Raw genomic sequence first — 18,151 nt, forward strand, 5'->3', positions numbered from 1 at the left:
CCGCCGGCTTCGCGTCACTCGGCGGTGATGCCGAAATCCTTGATGACCTTGCCCAGCCGTTCGTAGTCGGAGGCATTGATCTTTTCCAGCACGCCGGGCGCGCCGCCCACCGGCACCGCGCCGAAGGTGGCCATCTTTTCGGCGATGTCGGGCATCTTGACGATGTCGTTGAGCTGTTCGTTGAGCAGCTTCACCACATCGGCCGGCGTGCCCTTGGGCGCCATGACGCCATGCCATGCGCCCACGATGACGTCCTTGTAGCCAAGCTCGGACAGCGTCGGCACGTTGGGCAGCAGCGACGAGCGCTGCGGATCGGTCACGGCCAGCGCGAGCAGCTTGCCCGTGTTGATGTACTGGGCCACCGGCCCCAGCGTCACGTAGGCAAAGTTGACGTGGCCCGCGACGACGTCGTTGACTGCGGGCGCAACGCCCCGGTAAGGCACGTGCTGGATCTTCACGCCCGCCGCCCGGTTCAGCCATTCGCCGGCGATGTGCATGGGTGAACCCGCGCCGGGGCTGGCATAGGTCAGCGGCTTGCCGGCCTTGGCCGCGGCCACCATCTCCTGCACGGTCTTGATGCCGGCGCCCGGATACGCCACCAGCAGCACGGTCTGCGTGCCGGTCTGGATGACCGGGGTGAAGCCATGCAGTGCGTCGTAGCTGGAACTGGCAGGGAGCTTCAGCACCATCGGCGCCGTCGTGAACGGGTTCGGCGTGAACAACAACGTGTAGCCGTCGGCCGGCGCGCGGCCGACCATCGCGTTGCCAACCACGCCACCCGCGCCCGGCTTGTTCTCGACGATAACGGGCTGCTTGAGGCGCACCGACAACTTCTCGGCGTACATGCGCGCCATGGAGTCCGTATCGCCGCCCGGCGGATACGCCACGACGATCGTGACCGGCTTGACGGGATAGCCGAGCGCAAAGGCGCTGCTGCCTCCCAGGGCAATCGCGGCGAGCGCTGTGGCAAGGATGTGTCGGCGGGCAAGGTTCATCTACGGCTCCTGTGGGGGCGCTCCACATCAGCGGGGAATGGCGTGGTGGGTGCGGGGTTAGGCACGGCTAAGGGACGGCAACGCATTCAATGTGCGTTTTATTAGCGAAACACTAGTTCAGAAGAGGAACACATCAATCATCCTAGATTGCGATTGTTGACTACTCAACTTACGTTAATCCCTAATTGACATCTTCATTATTTACATGAGCCACAAATGGGGGATCATGATGGGAAGGAGGCGGCACCCCGGAGTCCCTATGAGACAATCGGCTCCGCCCCCCCTGATCAGCCGCCGTCCGGCGGCATTTCTTGAAAGACATGGATCTGATGAAGCGCGCAGCCGGCACGGCAGATGACACCGGCGACACGGCAATGCCCCCGGAAACCGACTGCCCCTGGGCGGAACTGGACGAGCAAGGAAACGGGCTCGACGTCGACGACTTCCTGACGACGATGCTGAGCCAGCTGGTCAACGCCCTGCGGCGCACCGTCACGCTGCCCTACGCCGAGCAGTTCGCGCTAACGGTGCCCGAATGGCGCCTGCTGGCACTGCTGGCGCACGCGCGGCAGCTGCCCTTTGCGGAGCTGGTGCTGCAATCCACCTCGGACAAGGCGCTGGTGAGCCGCACGCTGCGGCTGCTGGAAGGCCGCGGGCTGGTGAAACTGGATGCCGAGGGCAACACCCCGCGCAAGAAGCTGATCTGCGGCATCACGCCGGCAGGCATGGCACTACATGAGCAAGTGATGCCGCTGGCCAGGAAGGGCCAGGCGGAGGTGATACGGCTGCTGGAGCCGGAGGAGCGCCGCGCGATGTACCAGGCGCTGAGGAAGCTGCACGGCCTGTGCGTGACGCCAGGGCGGAAGGACGCCATTCCGGGCGAGTAATGACGACCCGGCGGACGCTCGGTTGCGGCCAAGCCCGAGGCATTGGCCAAAGCCGCCGAACCGGCCAAATCCGTGCGCCATGACGACGGCTGTCTGCGGTGGGGAGAGGGGTGGCTTAGCCAGGAGCCACTTGAAGCGGAGCCCTCGGATTTTTCCAGCACGACGGCGTAACGAGCGCCCGCCCTCTCCCACGGCTCCTCTCGCGCAAGTGGGAGAGGAGAGCAAACCGCCGCGAATTTGCGCAGCCTCGCACCACCTCAGGCCTCGAGTTGCTCGAGCACCTTGCCCTTGGTCTCGATGCCAAGGAAGTGGATGGTCAGCGCCGCCACGAACGGCACCGCGGCCAGCGCGTAGAAGGCGCTGCTGAGATTGCCCGAGCCGATGGTGCTGGCAACCAGCGTCGGCGCGAAGATCGCCGCCAGCTTCAGCCACGCGCCCCCGAAACCGCAGCCCATGGCGCGGATGCTGGTGGGGTACAACTCCGGCGTGTACACGTAGGCGGTGATAAAGCCGCTGGCCAGGAAGCCGAGCGCCAGCGCGCAGAGGCTGGCAACGACGTACACCGACTCCGCGTGGAACACACCAGCCAGCGCCAGCGACAACGCGCACAGGATGAACGAGACGTTGATCACTGGCTTGCGGCCCACCTTGTCGACGATCATCGCGCAGACCAGCGAGCCGATCACGCCGAGCACCGATGCGCCGGCGGCCAGGTTCAGCGCCAGTTGCAGCGGTGCGTGATACACCGTCTTGTAGATCGTCGGCAGCCAGGTCGACAGGCCGTACTGGATAAAGCCGCAGGTGGCCCACAGCATCCACACCGCCAGCGTGCGTCCGATATAGGCCTTGCCCAGCAGGTCCCGGATGCGCCGGCGCGGGTGCCTGCCGGTCATCGCATCGTAGGCGGACACATCGCCCAGCGGCGCGAGCGGACCCTTGGCCCGGGACTCGAACACCGCGAGCGCGCGGTCCGCCTCGGCCAGCCGGCCCTTCTCGGCCAGCCAGCGCGGCGACTCGGGAATGGCCCGGCGCAGGATAAAGAACAGGATGACCGGGGCGCCGCCGATGAAATACATGACGGTCCAACCGAACCTCGGCACCAGCCACGCGCCGACCGCGTTGGAGATCAGCAGGCCGATCGGGAACACCACCTCGTACAGCAGCACGAAGCGCCCGCGCCCGTGGGCACGCGTCACTTCGTTGATATAGGTGGCGGCCACCGGCAGTTCACCGCCCAGGCCAAGGCCCTGCACGATGCGCAGCAAGGCAAAGATCTCGAACGAAGGCGCGAAGCCGCAGGCGATGCTCATCAAGCCGATGATGCCCGCGCTCCAGCCAATCGAGTTCAGGCGGCCGAAACGCTCGGCGAGCGCCGGAAACAGCAGCGCGCCGATCAGTTGCCCGACTGAAGGCGCCGCGATCAGGAAGCCGATCTGGCCTGGCGTGAGCGACCACATCGAGATCAGCAGCGGCAGCGTGGCAGCAATGGCAATGACGTCGAAGCCATCAAAGAACGTGGCCAGGCCGATCAGCAGCCGTGCCCTGACATGCATGCCATTGCTGGGCAGGCGCTCGATGCGGGCGATGATCTCGCCCCGGGTAGTTGCCACGGGGGCGTCGGTGGCGCGCACGCCACCGCCTGCCGTGATGTTGCTGGATGGGGTCGCCACGCCCTCGGCGTTCGCATTGGCGAACGGGGCCTCTTGTCTCTGGATCAACACGGTGTTTCTCTTCTAAAGTATCCGAGGCAGGCAGCCGCCCCGCGCTGGCGCATTGCCGGCATTACCCGCCAATGGCCACCACCGTAGGCGCCGCAGTGGATGCGGCGCGCGGTGGCGCGCTTAGAGGTCCAGGACCAGGCGCTTGCCTTTGCAGCCTGACACGCAAACCATCATGGTCTGGTTCGACTCGCGCTCGCTCTTGCTGAGCACGCCGTCGCGGTGTTCGGGAATGCCTTCCAGCACACGCGTTTCGCACGAGCCGCATACGCCTTCCTTGCAGCTGTGCTCCACGGCAATGCCCGCTTCGAGCAAGGCATCCAGCAAGGACTTGCCTGCGGGCACTTTCAGCTCGCTACCCGTGCTTGCGAGTGCCACGGTGTACTCGCCTTCCTGGACTGCCGCTACCGACGGGTCGGCGGCAAAGCGTTCGATATGCACTTCGGGGTAGCCGTGAGCGGCGCAGGCGGCTTCGAAGGCATTGAGCATCGGGCCCGGGCCGCAGCAGTAGAAGTGCGTGGTTGCCGCTTGCCCGGCCAGCAGCGCCGACAGGTCCGGCGGGCTGCCCGCCTCGTCGTCGAAGTGCATGCGCACCGCGTCGCCGTAGGCGGCCAGCTCGTCCGCGAAGGCCGCTTCCGCACGCGAACGCGCGCAGTAGAGCAATGTGAAGGAGCGCCCGAGTTCGTGCAAACGACGCGCCATGCACACGATGGGCGTGACGCCGATGCCGCCGGCCACCAGCACCGTGTGGGCCGCGCCCTCTTCCAGCGCGAAGTGGTTGCGCGGCGCCGCCACGGTGAGCGTGCTGCCCACGCGCAGTTGCTCGTGCACGTAACGCGAACCGCCGCGGCTTGCGCGGTCGAGCAGCACGCCCACCACGTAGCGGTCGCGCACTTCCGGCGCGCCGCACAGCGAGTAGCTGCGCACCAGGCCATTGCCCAGATGCAGGTCGATATGCGCGCCCGGCGCGTACTCGGGCAATGCATGCCCTTGCGGATCGCGCAGTTCCACGCTGACGATGCCGTGCGCTTCGAAACGCATGGCCTGCACGCGCAGGTTCAGGGATTGGCTGGTACTCATGGCACTTCCTTCGGTTGCTTCGTGTTGCTTCGTGTTGCTTCGTGTTGCTTCGTGTTGCTTGTCTCGCCCGTGTTGCCTGTGTTGCCTGTACTGCTACGCCGTGCTCAGCGCTTTTCCGTCAGGAACTTGCCCTGCGGGCCGCCTGCGTTCTTCTGCCGGCGCGTATTGCCATCCAGGCCGCCTTCCACCGCCCACTCGGCGAACATGGTCGGGCCCGGCTCGAAATCGCGCGGCTCCCAATCGGCATCCAGCTGGTCCTCATCGGCGTAGTACTCGATCAGGCCGCCGGCCGGATTCTTGAAGTACCAGAAATACGCCGACGAAATCGGATGCCGGCCCGGGCCGAGCTGCGTATCCCAGCCGCTGCGCGACACATGCAGGCCACCGCCGAACACCTCGTGGATGTCGCGCACGGTGAAGGCCACATGGTTCAGGCCGCTCTTGGCCTGCGGCAACTGCAGCAGGAACAGGTCGTGGTGGCCGCCATCCGGCGCGCAGCGCAGGAAGGCGCCGCGGCCCGGATAGTGGTCCGACGGCACGAAGCCCAGCTTCTCGGTATAGAAGCGCTCGGTAGCGGCCACGTCCTTGACGAAGAACACAACGTGCCCTACCTCGATCGGCGTGGCGCGTTCGTAGATCGGGCTGCGCTGGTTCAGGCGCGGCTTGTCGTTCCATGTGTTCATGGCAGCGCACTCCACCTCGACGTCGTGCTTGCGGGTCAGCTGGAAACGCACGGCCAGGCCGTTGGGATCGATGCAGCCCACGCGCTCGCCTTGCTCGCCGCGCACGCCGTGCTCACCCGCGCTGACGAAGCCCGGCTCGGCGCGGATGGCATCCGCGATTCGGTCCAGCGCGGCTTGCGTATCCACGCCCCACACCACTTCGCGCAGCGTCGGGCCGTCTTCCATCGCCGCCGGCAACGCCGGGTCGTCGGTGCGGCGCACCAGCACGCGGCAGCCGTTGAGCGTTTCGAAATCCAGCCCGGCCGCATCCTCGCGCACCAGCGTGAGGCCCCAGTCGGCAAAGAAGCGCCGGCAGGCTTCCAGGTCGTCGGCACCGTAGACGATCTCGTCGATGCCCAGAATCGTATTCATTACCCTCTCCTGCTGTGTCGCTTTTGCAGCGTCCAATGTCGTCGTACTCACTTAGTTTGCCCACGGCAGTGGTTGTTCATGCATGCCCCAATACACGCTCTTCTGCTCCATGTACTGCAGGATGCCCAGTCGTCCTTTCTCGCGCCCCAGCCCGCTGTCGCGCCAGCCGCCGAACGGCGTCGAGATCGAGAACTGCTTGTACGTATTGATCCACACATTGCCGGCCTGCACCGCACGCGCAAAGCGCCAAGCGCGCTTGTAGTCGCGCGTCCACACGCCCGCCGCCAGCGCGTACACGCTGTCGTTGGCCTGCGCGATCAGGTCGTCCTCGTCGTCGAAGGCCATCGCCACCAGCACCGGCCCGAAGATTTCCTCCTGGCATACGCGGGCGCTGTTATCCAGCCCTTCGATGATGGTTGGCGTGTAGAAGTAGCCGTTCTCGCAACCCGCCACGGTGGGGCGCACACCGCCCGTACGCAGCTGGCCGCCTTCGGACACGCCGAGCGCCACATACGATTCGATCGAGTCGCGATGCCGGTCGCTGATCAGCGGCCCCATCTGGGTGCCCTCGTCGGCCGGATCGCCCACGCGCAGGCGCGCCGCGCCCGCTGCCAGGCGGTCCATGAAAGGCTCATACAAGGATCGTGCCACGAACAGGCGCGAGCCCGCGATGCACGACTCACCCGAGGAACTGAAGATGCCGTAGAGCACGCCGTTGACGGCATGGTCCAGGTCCGCATCCTCGAACACCATGGTGGGCGACTTGCCGCCCAGCTCCAGCGACACCGGCATCATCTTGTCGGCGGCGATGTGGGCGATATGACGGCCCGTGGTGGTGCCGCCGGTAAAGGACACGCGGCGCACCAGCGGGTGCTTGGTAATGGCGTCGCCGATCACCGAGCCCTTGCCCGGCAGCACGCTGACGAGGCCCTTGGGCACGCCGGCTTCCTCGCAGATGGCCGCGAGTTCCAGCGCCATCAGCGGCGTGATCTCGGCGGGCTTGATCACCACCGCGTTGCCGGCGGCCAGCGCGGGCGCCAGCTTCTGCGCCTCGCTGGCGATGGGCGAGTTCCACGGCGTGATTGCCGCCACCACGCCCATGGCTTCGTGCACGCTCATGGTGAGGAAATCACCACGAGCGGGCGTGAGCGTCTCCTCCAGCGTTTCGCACGCCGCCGCGAAGAACTGGAAGGTGCCGGCGGCGCTGGCCACCAGCGCGCGCGTCTCGCTGATGGGCTTGCCATTGTCCAGGCGCTGGCGCTGAGCGAGCGGCTCGGCGCGCGCGCGGATCAGGTCGGCCACGCGATGCAGCACGGCAGCGCGCTCGTGCGGCTTGCGTTGTGCCCAGCCGCTGGTGAGGAACGTGCGATGCGCGCCCTGCACGGCCTCTTCCACGTCGTCCAGGCTGGCCGCGTTCAGTTCCGCGACGACCTCGCCGGTAGCCGGGTAGCGCGTGGCGTAGCGCTCGCCGCCGCCCAGGCGCCACTGGCCTGCGATACAGATGGGGAGAATCTCTTGCTTCATGATGATTACCTTGCTGCGCCTGTTGGCCTGCTTAAATCGACATGGCGTGGGCACGGTTGCCCAGCGCACGCACCACGCTGAACACTGTCAACGCAGAAGTTTTGGGATTCGCTGCCAGCGGCTTGCCGCGCATGGTCAGCTCGAAACCACCGAAGGCGCCGCGCGCTTCCACGTGGTGCACGTTTTCATCCACGCCCGGATCCGCCAGCAGCTTGACCTGCGTGTGGTCCAGCCCGAGGCCGGCCATCGACAACGTGGCCGCCACGTTGGCGTTCTTCGGGTAGAGCCGCGCCGCTTCGCGTGCGGTGCCTTCGAAGATCACCGTGGCTTCGGTCAGCGCGGCAAGGTCGAACAGCGCCTCGGCGGGCGTGTCCTTCCACGCGCCGGGCGGCTTGCGCCCGGTGTAGACCACCGAGTCCAGCCCGCCCACGCGCGCTGCCGCCAGTGCGTCGATGGCGCCGATGGCGCCGGAGAGCAACTGCACTTGCGTGCCGCCGCGCCGTGCCGCCGCCTCCAGCCGCTCGGCCAGGCCCGGCTCGGAGAGCGCGCCCACCGACACCACCATGCAGGCGATGCCTCGCTCCAGCGCCGGCACGATGTGCTCTTCCAGCGCATGGTGGCCGGCGCACTCCACCAGCAGGTCAGGCCGTCCGTCCGCCTGGCTCAGGCAGGTGGCAACCCGTGCGTGCGGCGCCAGCGCCGAGACATCATGGCGGGCCTGGTCCATCTGGGCCTCGGGCACCACCACCACGTCGAACACCACGTCCGGATCGCTCTTGAGCAACTCGAGCACACCGCGCCCGATCGCTCCGCATCCCACCATCGACACGTGCAGCATGTTGTGTCTCCCTCAGGCGGTCACGGTGCTGCGTTCGACCGCGCGTGCGGTCTTCTCAGCGTCGGCGTCGGCTTCCTTGTTGACCGGCGGGCCTGCGAACGCGGTCTTGAAGGTGCCGATGGACAGCATGTCGATCTCCAGCAGGAACGGACCGGGTTCGATGGTGGCTTCTTCCAGTGCCGCACCAACGTCCGCCAGGTTGCTGACGCGGCGATGGCGCAGCGCCAGCGATTGCGACAGTTGCGCGTAGTCCGGCGTATGCAGGTCCACGTAGTGGCGCCGTCCGCCGTACTGTGCGTCCTGGATGTTCTTGATCACGCCGTAGCCCTTGTCGTTCATCAGCACGAAGACCACGTCGGCACGCTCCTGCACGGCGGTAGCGAGCTCACCCAGGTTCAGGATGAAACCGCCGTCGCCGGCCAGGCAGAACGTCTTCTTGCCGGATGCCGTGACAGCCGCGCCCACCGCGGCGCCGATGCCCATCGCCAGGCCCTGGCCGATGCCGCCGCCCAGCGCGTGCACGCCGGCACGAGAGTCGAAAATGCGCAGCTGGCGATTGCCCCAGGTGCTGTTGGAGACGGTGACGTCGCGCACCCAGTTGAAGTTGCGGCCAACGGCGCCTTGCAGCGCTTCGACCAGCGCCGAGTACGGGCCAAGGCCGTCGATCAGGCCACCCATGGCGGTCTCATGCGCGCGGCGCAGATCAGCGGCGAAGTTCGGGTCCACCTTGAGCTTGCCTTCCAGGCGATCGGCCAGGCCGTCGAGTGCCAGCGCTGCGTCGCCGCTGGCGAAGTAGTCGCTCTGGTAGCAGCGGCCTTCGGCGGAGGCATCGGCGTCCACGCGGAACAGCGGGCGCGGCAGCTTCAGTTCGTACTTCAGCGTTTCATTGCCGCGCAGGCGCGAGCCGACCACCAGCATGGCGTCGCAGGTCTGGTAGAACTGCTCCACCGGCTTGTGCAGGTTGAAGGCACCCAGCGAGCGGGGATCGTCTTCTGCCACGATGCCGCGGCCTTGCGTGCTGGTGACCACGCCAAAGCCCAGCGCCAGCAGGCGCTTGACCTGCGCGCCGGCGTGGCGTGCGCCGCCGCCCAGCCACAGCAGCGGGCGCTTTGCCTTGGACAGGCGCTCGGCCAGTTCGTCCAGCGCATGGGCCGACGGCACATGGGTGGGAATCGCCAGCGGGCGCAGGTCGGTCGGCATCGGGATCAGCGCGGCCTGGATGTCGATGGGGATTTCCACGCTGACGGGGCCGGTCGGCGCGGTCAGCGCGGTTTGCACGGCGAGCTTGATGGTGCTCAGCGCGGTATCGGCGCTGCGGATGCGGAACGCGGCCTTCGAGATGGCCTTCAGCATGGTCAACTGATCCGGCGCCTCGTGGATGTAGGCCAGGCTCTGGTCCAGGTACGGCGTTTCGATCTGGCCGGTCAGGTGCAGCAGCGGCGTGCCGGCGGTCAGTGCTTCGACCATGGCGCCGGCGGCGTTGCCCGCAGCGGTACCAGTGCTGGTCAGGCACACGCCGAGGCCACCGGTGGTGCGGGCGCAGGCGTCGGCCATATTGGTGCCGCCGGCTTCGCCGCGCGCGGGCACGAAGCGGATCTTGCCGCGCTCGCCCATCGCGTCGAGGATAGGCATGTTGTGGATCGAGATCACGCCGAACGCAGCCTTGACGCCGCATTGTTCGAGGAAGGCGGCGATGGCGTAGCCCACCGTGACTTGTTGCTGTTCGTTACGCATGACGGGAAAGTCCTCCGGAAATATCGATATGGCTGCCCGTGGTGTACGAAGACAACGGCGAGGCAAGGAACAGGATCGCGCGTGCGGCTTCCTGCGGCAGGCCAAGACGGCCAAGTTGAATATGTTTTTGCTGCGCCAGGCGCGCGGTCCACGCGTCCCAGTCGAGGTCGCGCTCGGCTTGCGGGCGCGCTTCGAAACGGCGGCGCCACTGGCCCGACTCGACCAGGCCGAGCAGGATGCCGTTGACGCGGATGCCCTTGGGGGCGAATTCGGTAGCCAGCGAGCGCACCAGGTTATGCACGCCGGCACGCGCTGCCGACGTTGCCACCATATGCGGCTCGGGTTGCACGGCCAGCAGCGAGTTCACGCAGACGATGGCGGCGCTGTGCGAGCGCTCCAGCTGCGCAAGGAACGCACGCGTGGCATGGATCACCGAGAAAAACTTGAGCTGCAATTCTTCGAGCCATGCCGCGTCCTCGGTGTTCGCGAAGGTGGACACGCGGCCCTGCCCTGCGTTGTTGACCAGCATGTCGGCCGGGCCGAGCGCGGCCTCGCTGGCGGCGGCGAAGGCTGCCACCTGGGCGGGATCCAGCACGTCGCAGGCAGCGGCGTACAGGCGCGCATCGGGAAAGCGTGCGCGCAGGCCGCTTTCCGCTTCGCGCAGCCGCGCCTCGTTGCGCCCGCACAGCGCCACCGCGGCGCGCGACTCCAGCAGTTGTTCGACGGTGGCCAGGCCGATGCCCGAGGATCCACCCGTGACGACGGCAACCTTGCCGTCGAGTTCAATCATGGACATCGTCCTCACTCCCGATACAGGTTGACCACCTTGCCGTGCTCGCGCGGCCGGTAGTCCAGCAGGCGAGACAGCTCGCCCGCGGTGTCTCTGACTTTCTCTTCCATCATGTCCAGTTGCTCCGGATCGATGCGCGAGGCCGGGATGGTCACGCCGAGCGCGGCCACCACCTTGCAGCTGCGGTCACGCACAGGCGCCGCGATGGTCGAGATGCTGGCCTCGAAGAAGGCTTCCTGCAGCACCACGCCGCGTTCGCGGTCGCGCTGCACCATCTCGAACAGTTCTTCGACCGTGCCTGGCGTGCTGGGCGAGAACGCTTCCAGGCGCGGCTCGGGATAGAGCTGGCGCAACTCGGCCAGCGTCAGGTCCTCAAGCAGCACGCGCCCAAGCACGGTGGCGTGCGCCGGCAGGCGGGTGCCCACGGTGACCGAACTGCTGAACGGCGTGGGCGCCACCGACTTGGCCACATAGACGATCGAGCGGCCGTCGCGCACCACCAGGTTGCACGGGTAACGGATGTCGTCGCGCAACCGGTCCAGCAGCGGGCGCCCCAGCTCGGTGAGTTCCAGCGAAGCCAGGTACTCGAAGCCCAGGCGCAGCACGGCCATGCCGAGACGGTAGTCGCGCCCGCCGTCGGTGCGCTCGACAAAGCCCATCGACTCCAGCGTGGCCAGCAGGCGGAACACGGTTGAGCGCGGCACCTTGAGCCGGCGCGCCAGGTCGGCCGCCGACAGGGTACGGTCGCGCCGGCTGAACTCGGCCAGCAGGCGCAGGCCGCGTTCCAGTCCGGGCACGATGTACTTGTCCTGGGTGTCTTCCGACAGGCGTTCTTGCGTCATGAGTGGGCTCGTGTTTCAACTTGGCCGGCGCCTGGGCTGCAGCGCCGGCCGCGCGCGGTTCAGCGCTTGACCTTGGTAAGCGGATGCTCGGGCGGGTACGTCGGCGTGATCGGCTTCTTGGCGCCGAGCATCACGCACATCAGCGCGTCTTCCTCGCCGATGTTGATTTCCTCGCGGTACACGCCCGGCGGCACCGAGACCAGGTCGCGGTCGGTCAGGATGGTTTCGAATCGCTCGCCATCCTTTTCCAGGATCAGCTTGATCTTGCCGCGCATGACGAAGAAGACTTCTTCCACGTCCGTGTGCAGGTGCGACGGGCCTTCGTGGCCGGCCGGGATGATCATGGTCGAGAAGGTGAAGTTCTCGGACGGCACGGTATTGGTGTCGGTAGCCACGCCGGTGCCGCCGGTGCCGAGGTAACGCATCTGCGCACGGCGATACTTGGGATCGTAATCAGCCTGGAACTTCAGTGCGTCCCAGTCGTAGCGGCGGGTGGAGAAGCGCGCAACGCGGCTCTCCATCCACTGGTCAAAGGAAGCGCCGGACGGCTGCTCCCAGGAACGCTTGATGTTTTCTTGTTGGGAAAGATCGCTCATTTGGATTCCTTCTAGCTCAGTGCATGACGAAGCCGCCGTTGACGGCCAGCGTCTGGCCCGTCACGAAGCGGGACAGGTCGGAGAGGGCAAACAGCACGGCCCCGGAAACATCCTCGGGTAGCTGCTCGCGGGAAATCGCGCGTTGCTCGCGATAAAGGTCGCGCCTGTTCTGCGACACGTATTCGGTGGCCTCCACCAGGGTCAGCCCCGGTGCGATGGCATTGACGGTGATCTGGTCGTCGCCCAGCTCGCGCGCCAGCGAACGGGTCATGCCGATGATGGCGCTCTTGCTGGCCACATACGCCAGCAGGTTGGGCGCGCCCCACAGCGGCGTGTCGGACGCGAGGTTGATGATGGCGCCGCGGCCCGAGGCGCGCAGCGCCGGCAGGCAGGCGGTGGTCATCAGCCAGGTGCCGCGCACGTTGATGTTCATCACGCGGTCCCAGGTGGCGATGTCGATCGCGCTGGCGTCGCGGCCGCCGGAGTCGGTCACCGCGGCGTTGTTGACCAGGCCGTCCAGGCCGCCGAGCCCGGCCGCCGCGGCGGTGGCGCAAGCGCTCACCGATTCGGGGTTGCCCAGGTCGAGCACGAACGGCAGCACCTTCAGCCCACGGGCCTGCAACGCAGCCGCTTCCTCTTGCAAGCGGTCCGCGAGGATGTCGGCCATGGCGACGGCGGCGCCGGCTTCGGCAATCGCGGTGGCAAAGGCCAGGCCAAGCCCGCGCGCCGCGCCGGTCACCAGCACGCGGCGGCCGGCCAGCAGGTTGTTGCGGTCGAGCTCAGGCATGGTTAGCCACCCCGCCCGCGCCTACGGGCGTCAACATGGCGACCGGCTCGTCGGCGACTTCCTGGTCGGCACGGCGGCGCAGCAGGCGGCGCACGCGGGTGATGCCGACATCGTGCTGGTACAGCGTTTCATGCTCACGCGCATTCGGCGCCATCATTTCCAGCACCATGCGGTCCTGCTCCAGCACGTCCCAGTGCAGGCCTTCCAGGCGGTTGCGGTACAGGAAGCGCCAGACATCGCGCTCCCAGCCTTGCACGTGACGGGTGCGCCAGAAGAACACCATGCAGTGCTCCTCATCCACCGGCGTGGCGATGCCAACGATGCCAAAGGGACCGCCCGGCCCCACCTTGGCGCGATAGGGAATCGCCAGGCGCAGCCACATCGTGCCGGTCTCGCCGAACTCCACCCAGTCGAAGTTCACGCCGCGCTGGCCGGTCTTCTCGAACACCAGGCCGGTGTCGGTCTCGCGCACGGCCATCACAGCCTGCTTTTCGCCGCTGGCCATCGAGTGCGACACCGCGTGCAGGTAGGCGCCGTGCATCGGGTCCATGACGTTGTCGATGGCGTAGCGGTAGTTGCAGTCCCAGTGCGCCACGCACAGGAAATTGGTGTGCTCGTCGCTTTCCAGTTCTTCCGGCAGGCGCAGCGCATCGGCTTGCACCGGAGCGCGTTCACCGAACCACAGGAAGATGGCGCCGGCTTTTTCCTGCACCGGGTAGCTGCGCACGCAGGTCTTGCCTTCCAGCGGGCAGCTGTCCACGGCCGGCACGCTCTTGACCTGGCCATCGCCGCCCACTTCCACGCCGTGGTACCAGCATGCCACGCGATCGCCAAGGTTCCAGCCCATCGACAGGCGCGCGCCGCGGTGCGGGCAGCGATCTTCCAGCGCGTGCACCTGGCCTTCGCCATCGCGCCACAGCACGATGTTCTGGCCCAGGCGCGTGATGCCGATCGGTGCATGCGTGACCGCCCACGCGGCCGATACCGGATACCAGTAGTTATGCAGGCCGGTGTTCAGGCGCGCCTCAGCACGCGCTTGCTTGTTCGATTCCATTGTTTGCTCTCTTGCGGGTACCGGATTGGATCGCTCTTTCGAGGGGCGCCTTGTTACAGCCCTTCGCGGCGCAATCGCTTTGATGTTCTTGCTGCGTGCTGCCTCGTTCAGGCGCCCAGGCGGCGCATTTCGGCGAGGAAGCGCTCTTCGGTCCAGGCCTGGCCGTCCGCGCCCAGCAAGCCCGCCTGGTTGAACGAACGCACGATGTCTTCCGGGCTTTTCGCGCCGGCTTCGAAGGCGGCTTCCAGCGCATCGCCCAGCGCGTCTTCGTAGGCGGTGGGCACTGCGACGCGGGTCTGCCACACGATATTGGCCACCTTGCCGGGCTGCTCGATGTGGCCCTTGCCGGCGACATTGTTGGGAGCCGGGCGCTCCCAGGGCGCCAGATTCGGGTTGTATGCGAGGTTTTCCATTGCGTTACTCCTTTCCCTTATTGCCAACCGGCTAACCGAGCGTTTTGTTTCACCTATAAAACGCTGATTTAAATATTGAACACAGACACCACTATAGACAACGAAACTTCAAAAATTGACTGGGGTTTACCCGCTAGATACGCCGATGCCACGGGAACGTGGCACGGCGTCGGCGCGGCGGCCTGAGGCGGGTGGGTACGACGGGACAGGATAGGGAAGATTAAGCCACGGCAAGCCCGTGGCGAATCCACTGCGCGACCCGGCCGGCCTGCTCCACATAGCAGGCATGCCCGGCATCCGGCACCAGCTCGAACGGCAAGGCGAAGCGCTCCGCCAGCGCCGCGCACCCGGGCGGCGGCGTCACGACGTCCAGCGCGCCGCATCCGACCCGCACACTGACGCCCTGCCCCCGGCGCCCGAGGTAATCGTCAATGGCATCGCCGCACAGCATCGCCACCGCCTGCCGGTAGCCGTCCGGATCCAGGCGACGCATATTCCAGCGCACCCAGGCCTGCGCATCGGCGCTGGCCGCGGCGCTCAGCAGGCGGCCGGGACCCCGCTCGGCCAGGCCTTCCACGCCCACGGCCGCGAGCGCATCGAGCCGCTGGCGCGCCACATCCCGTGCCTTGCCCTCCTTGCCGGGGCCGCCGTATCCCTGCGCCGGGCTAAGCAGCAGCAACTGCGCGGGCAGCAATTCCGGCCCTGCCTCGGCCACATAGGCGGCCGCCATCAGCGCGCCGAGCGAGTGCCCCACGATCACATCGGGCCGTACGTCCAGGGCGCGCATCAGGTCCTGCAGGCGCTGTGCGTAGTCGGCAGCCTTGGGCGCCGCAATGGGCAGGGCCTGCGAACTGCCATAGCCGGGCGCGTCCCACGCAATCACGCGGGCGTGTGCCGCCAGCAGGCTTGCGCACGGCAGCCAGGAGGCCGCGCCGGAACTGATGCCATGCAGCAGCACCACCACAGGCCCGCGGCTGCCGCCGCACCGGTAAGCGAGCTGCGCGCCGTCGCGGCCGGCGGCTATGCGCCGCTCGGTGAAGCCGGTATCGAGTGCGCGAAGCATCTCGGCAGCCGGCTGGGGTACCTGCGCTTGATGGTTTTGTTCCATATATGAAACCGTAGTTTGCGAATAAAACCTAAGAAATATAGACCGCCTGAATCTGGAAATTGATCCGGGTTAACCCCCTCCGAAAAAAAATTGCGCCAGGCCCGGCTCGGCGCCGATGTCGGAGCACCGCAGATCCCCTTTTTGGCGCAGCTGCCTTGCGCAGCCGTGCGTACCAATACAGGCGCGGCTCCCCGGCATGGCGGCGCGCGCGCGCGCCCTCGCTCTTGCGCAGCAAGGTGCTGCGACAAGGTGCACAGGCGTGCCGTTCTGGTGCAGGCCACTCGTCGCTTCTCCACATCACTAGGGATTACCCACCCATGTGTTTCCCGAAATGACCAGCTATATTTTGCTCGGTGTTTCTTATGTAGTCTGATGTTTTACCTATAAAACACAAGAAGCCGGAAAGTGCGCCAAGAAACATGCATCGACCCGGCTCAGAGATGGCCTGACGAAGCGCTGCAACGCCAACCAAACGACATGGCGGCAAAGGAAAAGGAAGAGGAGTAGAACGATGAAACTTGGACGGATTGCACTGGCTGCCCTTGCAGCAGCAGTACCCATGCTGGCCTCGGCCCAATCGACGGTGACGCTGTATGGCGTCGTCGATACCGGCGTCGAGTATGTGAACAATGTTGGCGCGGCGAAGGACAACGTGTTCCGCGTGAACACCCTGACGGCCACGGTGCCGTCGCGCTGGGGCATCCGCGGCACGGAAGATCTCGGCGGCGGGCTAAAGAGCCTGTTCGTGCTCGAATCCGGCTTCGCCCCGGATTCCGGCACCTCCAACCAGGGCGGACGGCTGTTCGGCCGGCAAGCCTTGGTTGGGCTTTCCGGGCCCTGGGGCCAGGTCGCCCTGGGCCGCCAGTACACCATGCTCTTCTGGGCCACGCTGGATCCGGACATTCTCGGGCCCAACGTGTACGGCTCCGGCTCCCTCGACAGCTACCTGCCGAATGCCCGAGCCGACAACGCCATCTCCTACAAGGGCACGTTCGGCGGTTTCACGCTGGGCGCCACCTATAGCATGGGCCGCGACACGGTAAACGCGGGCCCGAGCCCGGCCGGCACCAACTGCGCGGGCGAGAATGCGGCCGACAGCAAGCAATGCCGCGAATGGTCAGCCATGCTCCAGTACGACAACAAGTGGTGGGGCGTGGCCGCGGCCTATGACTCGCTGCGCGGAGGGCCTGGCGCGTTTGGCGGCCTGACCAAAAGCAGCCTGACGGACGACCGGCTCTCGCTCAACGGCTACGTGCTGCTGTCCAAGACCAAGATGGGCCTGGGCGTGATCCGCCGCGACAATGACGGCAGCCCGACGCCGCGCAGCGACCTCTGGTACGCGGGCCTGGCGTATGACATCACGCCCGCGTTCACGCTGGCCGGCCAAGTCTACTACCTCAAGTACCACAACAGCGCCAACAAGGCGATGCTGTACGCGCTGCGCGGCACCTACGCCTTCTCCAAGCGCACCTCCGTGTACGCCACGGCTGGCTTCATCGACAACGGCGGCCAACTCGCCCTGTCGGTCAGCGGCGCCCAGACGGGTTCCAACCCGAAGCCGGGCGGCAATCAGCTGGGCACGATGATCGGTATCAAGCACACGTTCTAAGCGCCGGCGCGTCGCTGCGCGGCACCGGCGGGCATGCGGCGCGCAACGCGCAGCATGCCCGCACGAAGTCAATCTGGAGGCGTTTCCCTATGAAGCTCGCAACTCGCAACCTGTTTGCTGCCATCGCGACCACGACTGCCATGACGGCAGGCGGCGCCTGGGCGCAGGCCTACCCCACCAAACCCATCACGCTGGTCGTTGCCTACCCGGCCGGCGGCGACACCGACGTGCTGGCCCGCCTGCTCGCCGAAAAGCTTTCGGCGCGCCTGCGCCAGTCCGTGGTGGTCGAGAACCGCACCGGCGCCGCCGGCACGATCGGCAGCTCGTACGTCGCCAAATCCGCTGCCGATGGCTACACCTTGCTGGTCGCGCCCAACACCGTTGCGATCGCGCCGCTGGTGCTCAGAAACGGCACGGGCGCCAGCTACGACGTGCGCAGCGATTTCACGCCGGTTGCCCAGCTTGGCGTGCAGTCGCTGTTCGTGGTCGTCAACAAAGGCACGGGCATCACCAAGCTGCCCGAGCTGGTTGCGCGCGCCAAGGCGGGTACGCTGCAGACCTACGCGACGCCCGGCAACGGATCGCCCATGCACATTCTTGGCGAGCTGTTCAACAAGGCCGCGGGCGTGAATATCGCGCAGGTGCCATATCGCGGCACCGCACCAGCGGTGGTCGACGTGCTCGGCGGGCAAGTGCCGATGACGTATTCCACGCTGGGCGCGGTGGCGCAGTACATCGGGACGGGCGCGATCGTGCCGCTTGCCGTGGCGGACATGAAGCGCTCGCCGTTCGCGCCGAACGTGCCGACGCTCGCGGAGCTAGGCTACAAGGATGTGGAGGTGGGCGCGTGGCAGGCGCTGCTGGCGCCGAAGGGACTGCCGCCGGAGCTGGTGAAGACGCTGAATACGCACGTCAACGACATCCTGAAAATGCCTGACGTGGTGGCGCGCATGGCAACCATCGCCATCACGCCCGTTGGCGGCGAGCCCGCTGCGCTAAGCAAGCTGATCGCGTCGGACTCGACACGCTACGCCAAGATCGTCAAGGAGTTCGGCATCCAGGCCGATTGATGAACTAACGCG

The 18,151-nt window shown here is 66.7% G+C and carries 17 protein-coding genes; 3 read left to right on the plus strand and 14 right to left on the minus strand.

Features of this window, described 5'->3' with window-relative positions; all coding sequences use genetic code 11:
* Window positions 1–14: 14 nt before the first annotated feature.
* Window positions 15–995, minus strand: coding sequence for a Bug family tripartite tricarboxylate transporter substrate binding protein (locus tag ACYP5B_RS36455; RefSeq protein ID WP_459572854.1), 981 nt, complete (start codon window positions 993–995; stop codon window positions 15–17).
* 329 nt (window positions 996–1,324) lie between these two features.
* On the opposite strand from ACYP5B_RS36455, the gene ACYP5B_RS36460 reads away from it, so the two are divergent.
* The gene (locus ACYP5B_RS36460; protein WP_459572906.1) at window positions 1,325–1,882 is read left to right on the plus strand and encodes a MarR family winged helix-turn-helix transcriptional regulator; all 558 of its coding nucleotides are present in this window, start codon (window positions 1,325–1,327) and stop codon (window positions 1,880–1,882) included.
* Window positions 1,883–2,139: 257 nt separating this feature from the next.
* Here the strand turns inward: ACYP5B_RS36460 and ACYP5B_RS36465 are convergent, their stop codons facing one another.
* From ACYP5B_RS36465 to ACYP5B_RS36525, 13 genes are all read right to left on the minus strand, one after another.
* Window positions 2,140–3,435 carry an MFS transporter gene (locus ACYP5B_RS36465; protein WP_459572907.1) on the minus strand — a complete coding sequence of 432 codons (1,296 nt, stop codon included), beginning with the start codon at window positions 3,433–3,435 and terminating at the stop codon, window positions 2,140–2,142.
* Between the two features lie 288 nt (window positions 3,436–3,723).
* On the minus strand, window positions 3,724–4,680 hold the full coding sequence (locus tag ACYP5B_RS36470; protein WP_318231339.1) for a PDR/VanB family oxidoreductase: 957 nt from the start codon (window positions 4,678–4,680) through the stop codon (window positions 3,724–3,726).
* Between the two features lie 104 nt (window positions 4,681–4,784).
* The gene (locus ACYP5B_RS36475) at window positions 4,785–5,774 is read right to left on the minus strand and encodes a VOC family protein (protein WP_459572856.1); all 990 of its coding nucleotides are present in this window, start codon (window positions 5,772–5,774) and stop codon (window positions 4,785–4,787) included.
* A gap of 51 nt (window positions 5,775–5,825) precedes the next feature.
* Complete coding sequence (locus ACYP5B_RS36480) at window positions 5,826–7,298, minus strand: aldehyde dehydrogenase (RefSeq protein WP_459572858.1); 1,473 nt, start codon at window positions 7,296–7,298, stop codon at window positions 5,826–5,828.
* 31 nt (window positions 7,299–7,329) lie between these two features.
* The gene (locus ACYP5B_RS36485; protein ID WP_318231341.1) at window positions 7,330–8,136 is read right to left on the minus strand and encodes an aspartate dehydrogenase; all 807 of its coding nucleotides are present in this window, start codon (window positions 8,134–8,136) and stop codon (window positions 7,330–7,332) included.
* A 12-nt stretch (window positions 8,137–8,148) separates the two neighbouring features.
* Window positions 8,149–9,870, minus strand: a complete 1,722-nt coding sequence (locus ACYP5B_RS36490) for a thiamine pyrophosphate-binding protein (RefSeq protein WP_459572859.1) — start codon at window positions 9,868–9,870, stop codon at window positions 8,149–8,151.
* The gene (locus tag ACYP5B_RS36495) at window positions 9,863–10,666 is read right to left on the minus strand and encodes an SDR family oxidoreductase (protein WP_459572860.1); all 804 of its coding nucleotides are present in this window, start codon (window positions 10,664–10,666) and stop codon (window positions 9,863–9,865) included. The genes ACYP5B_RS36490 and ACYP5B_RS36495 overlap by 8 nt, the downstream gene beginning before the upstream one ends.
* A gap of 5 nt (window positions 10,667–10,671) precedes the next feature.
* Window positions 10,672–11,502: an IclR family transcriptional regulator gene (locus ACYP5B_RS36500; RefSeq protein WP_400094032.1), complete on the minus strand. Its 831-nt coding sequence runs from the start codon at window positions 11,500–11,502 to the stop codon at window positions 10,672–10,674.
* A gap of 59 nt (window positions 11,503–11,561) precedes the next feature.
* A complete protein-coding gene (locus tag ACYP5B_RS36505; RefSeq protein WP_267603728.1) occupies window positions 11,562–12,098 on the minus strand; it encodes a cupin domain-containing protein in 537 nt (178 codons plus the stop codon).
* A 16-nt stretch (window positions 12,099–12,114) separates the two neighbouring features.
* Window positions 12,115–12,885 (minus strand): SDR family oxidoreductase, encoded by a 771-nt coding sequence (locus ACYP5B_RS36510; RefSeq protein ID WP_459572861.1) that lies wholly within the window; start codon window positions 12,883–12,885, stop codon window positions 12,115–12,117.
* A complete protein-coding gene (locus tag ACYP5B_RS36515; RefSeq protein WP_459572862.1) occupies window positions 12,878–13,939 on the minus strand; it encodes a Rieske 2Fe-2S domain-containing protein in 1,062 nt (353 codons plus the stop codon). Before ACYP5B_RS36515 ends, ACYP5B_RS36510 begins: the two co-directional genes overlap by 8 nt.
* A 107-nt stretch (window positions 13,940–14,046) precedes the next feature.
* Entirely contained in the window at window positions 14,047–14,352 is a 306-nt protein-coding gene (locus ACYP5B_RS36520) for a recombinase-like helix-turn-helix domain-containing protein (protein ID WP_267603731.1), read from the minus strand.
* A gap of 220 nt (window positions 14,353–14,572) precedes the next feature.
* Complete coding sequence (locus ACYP5B_RS36525) at window positions 14,573–15,460, minus strand: alpha/beta fold hydrolase (RefSeq protein WP_459572863.1); 888 nt, start codon at window positions 15,458–15,460, stop codon at window positions 14,573–14,575.
* A gap of 511 nt (window positions 15,461–15,971) precedes the next feature.
* Here ACYP5B_RS36525 and ACYP5B_RS36530 point away from each other — a divergent pair.
* Window positions 15,972–17,069, plus strand: a complete 1,098-nt coding sequence (locus ACYP5B_RS36530; RefSeq protein ID WP_267603734.1) for a porin — start codon at window positions 15,972–15,974, stop codon at window positions 17,067–17,069.
* 89 nt (window positions 17,070–17,158) lie between these two features.
* Entirely contained in the window at window positions 17,159–18,139 is a 981-nt protein-coding gene (locus tag ACYP5B_RS36535) for a Bug family tripartite tricarboxylate transporter substrate binding protein (RefSeq protein ID WP_400094023.1), read from the plus strand.
* The last annotated feature ends 12 nt before the right edge of the window (window positions 18,140–18,151 follow it).

The organism is Cupriavidus sp. 8B, assembly GCF_054589115.1.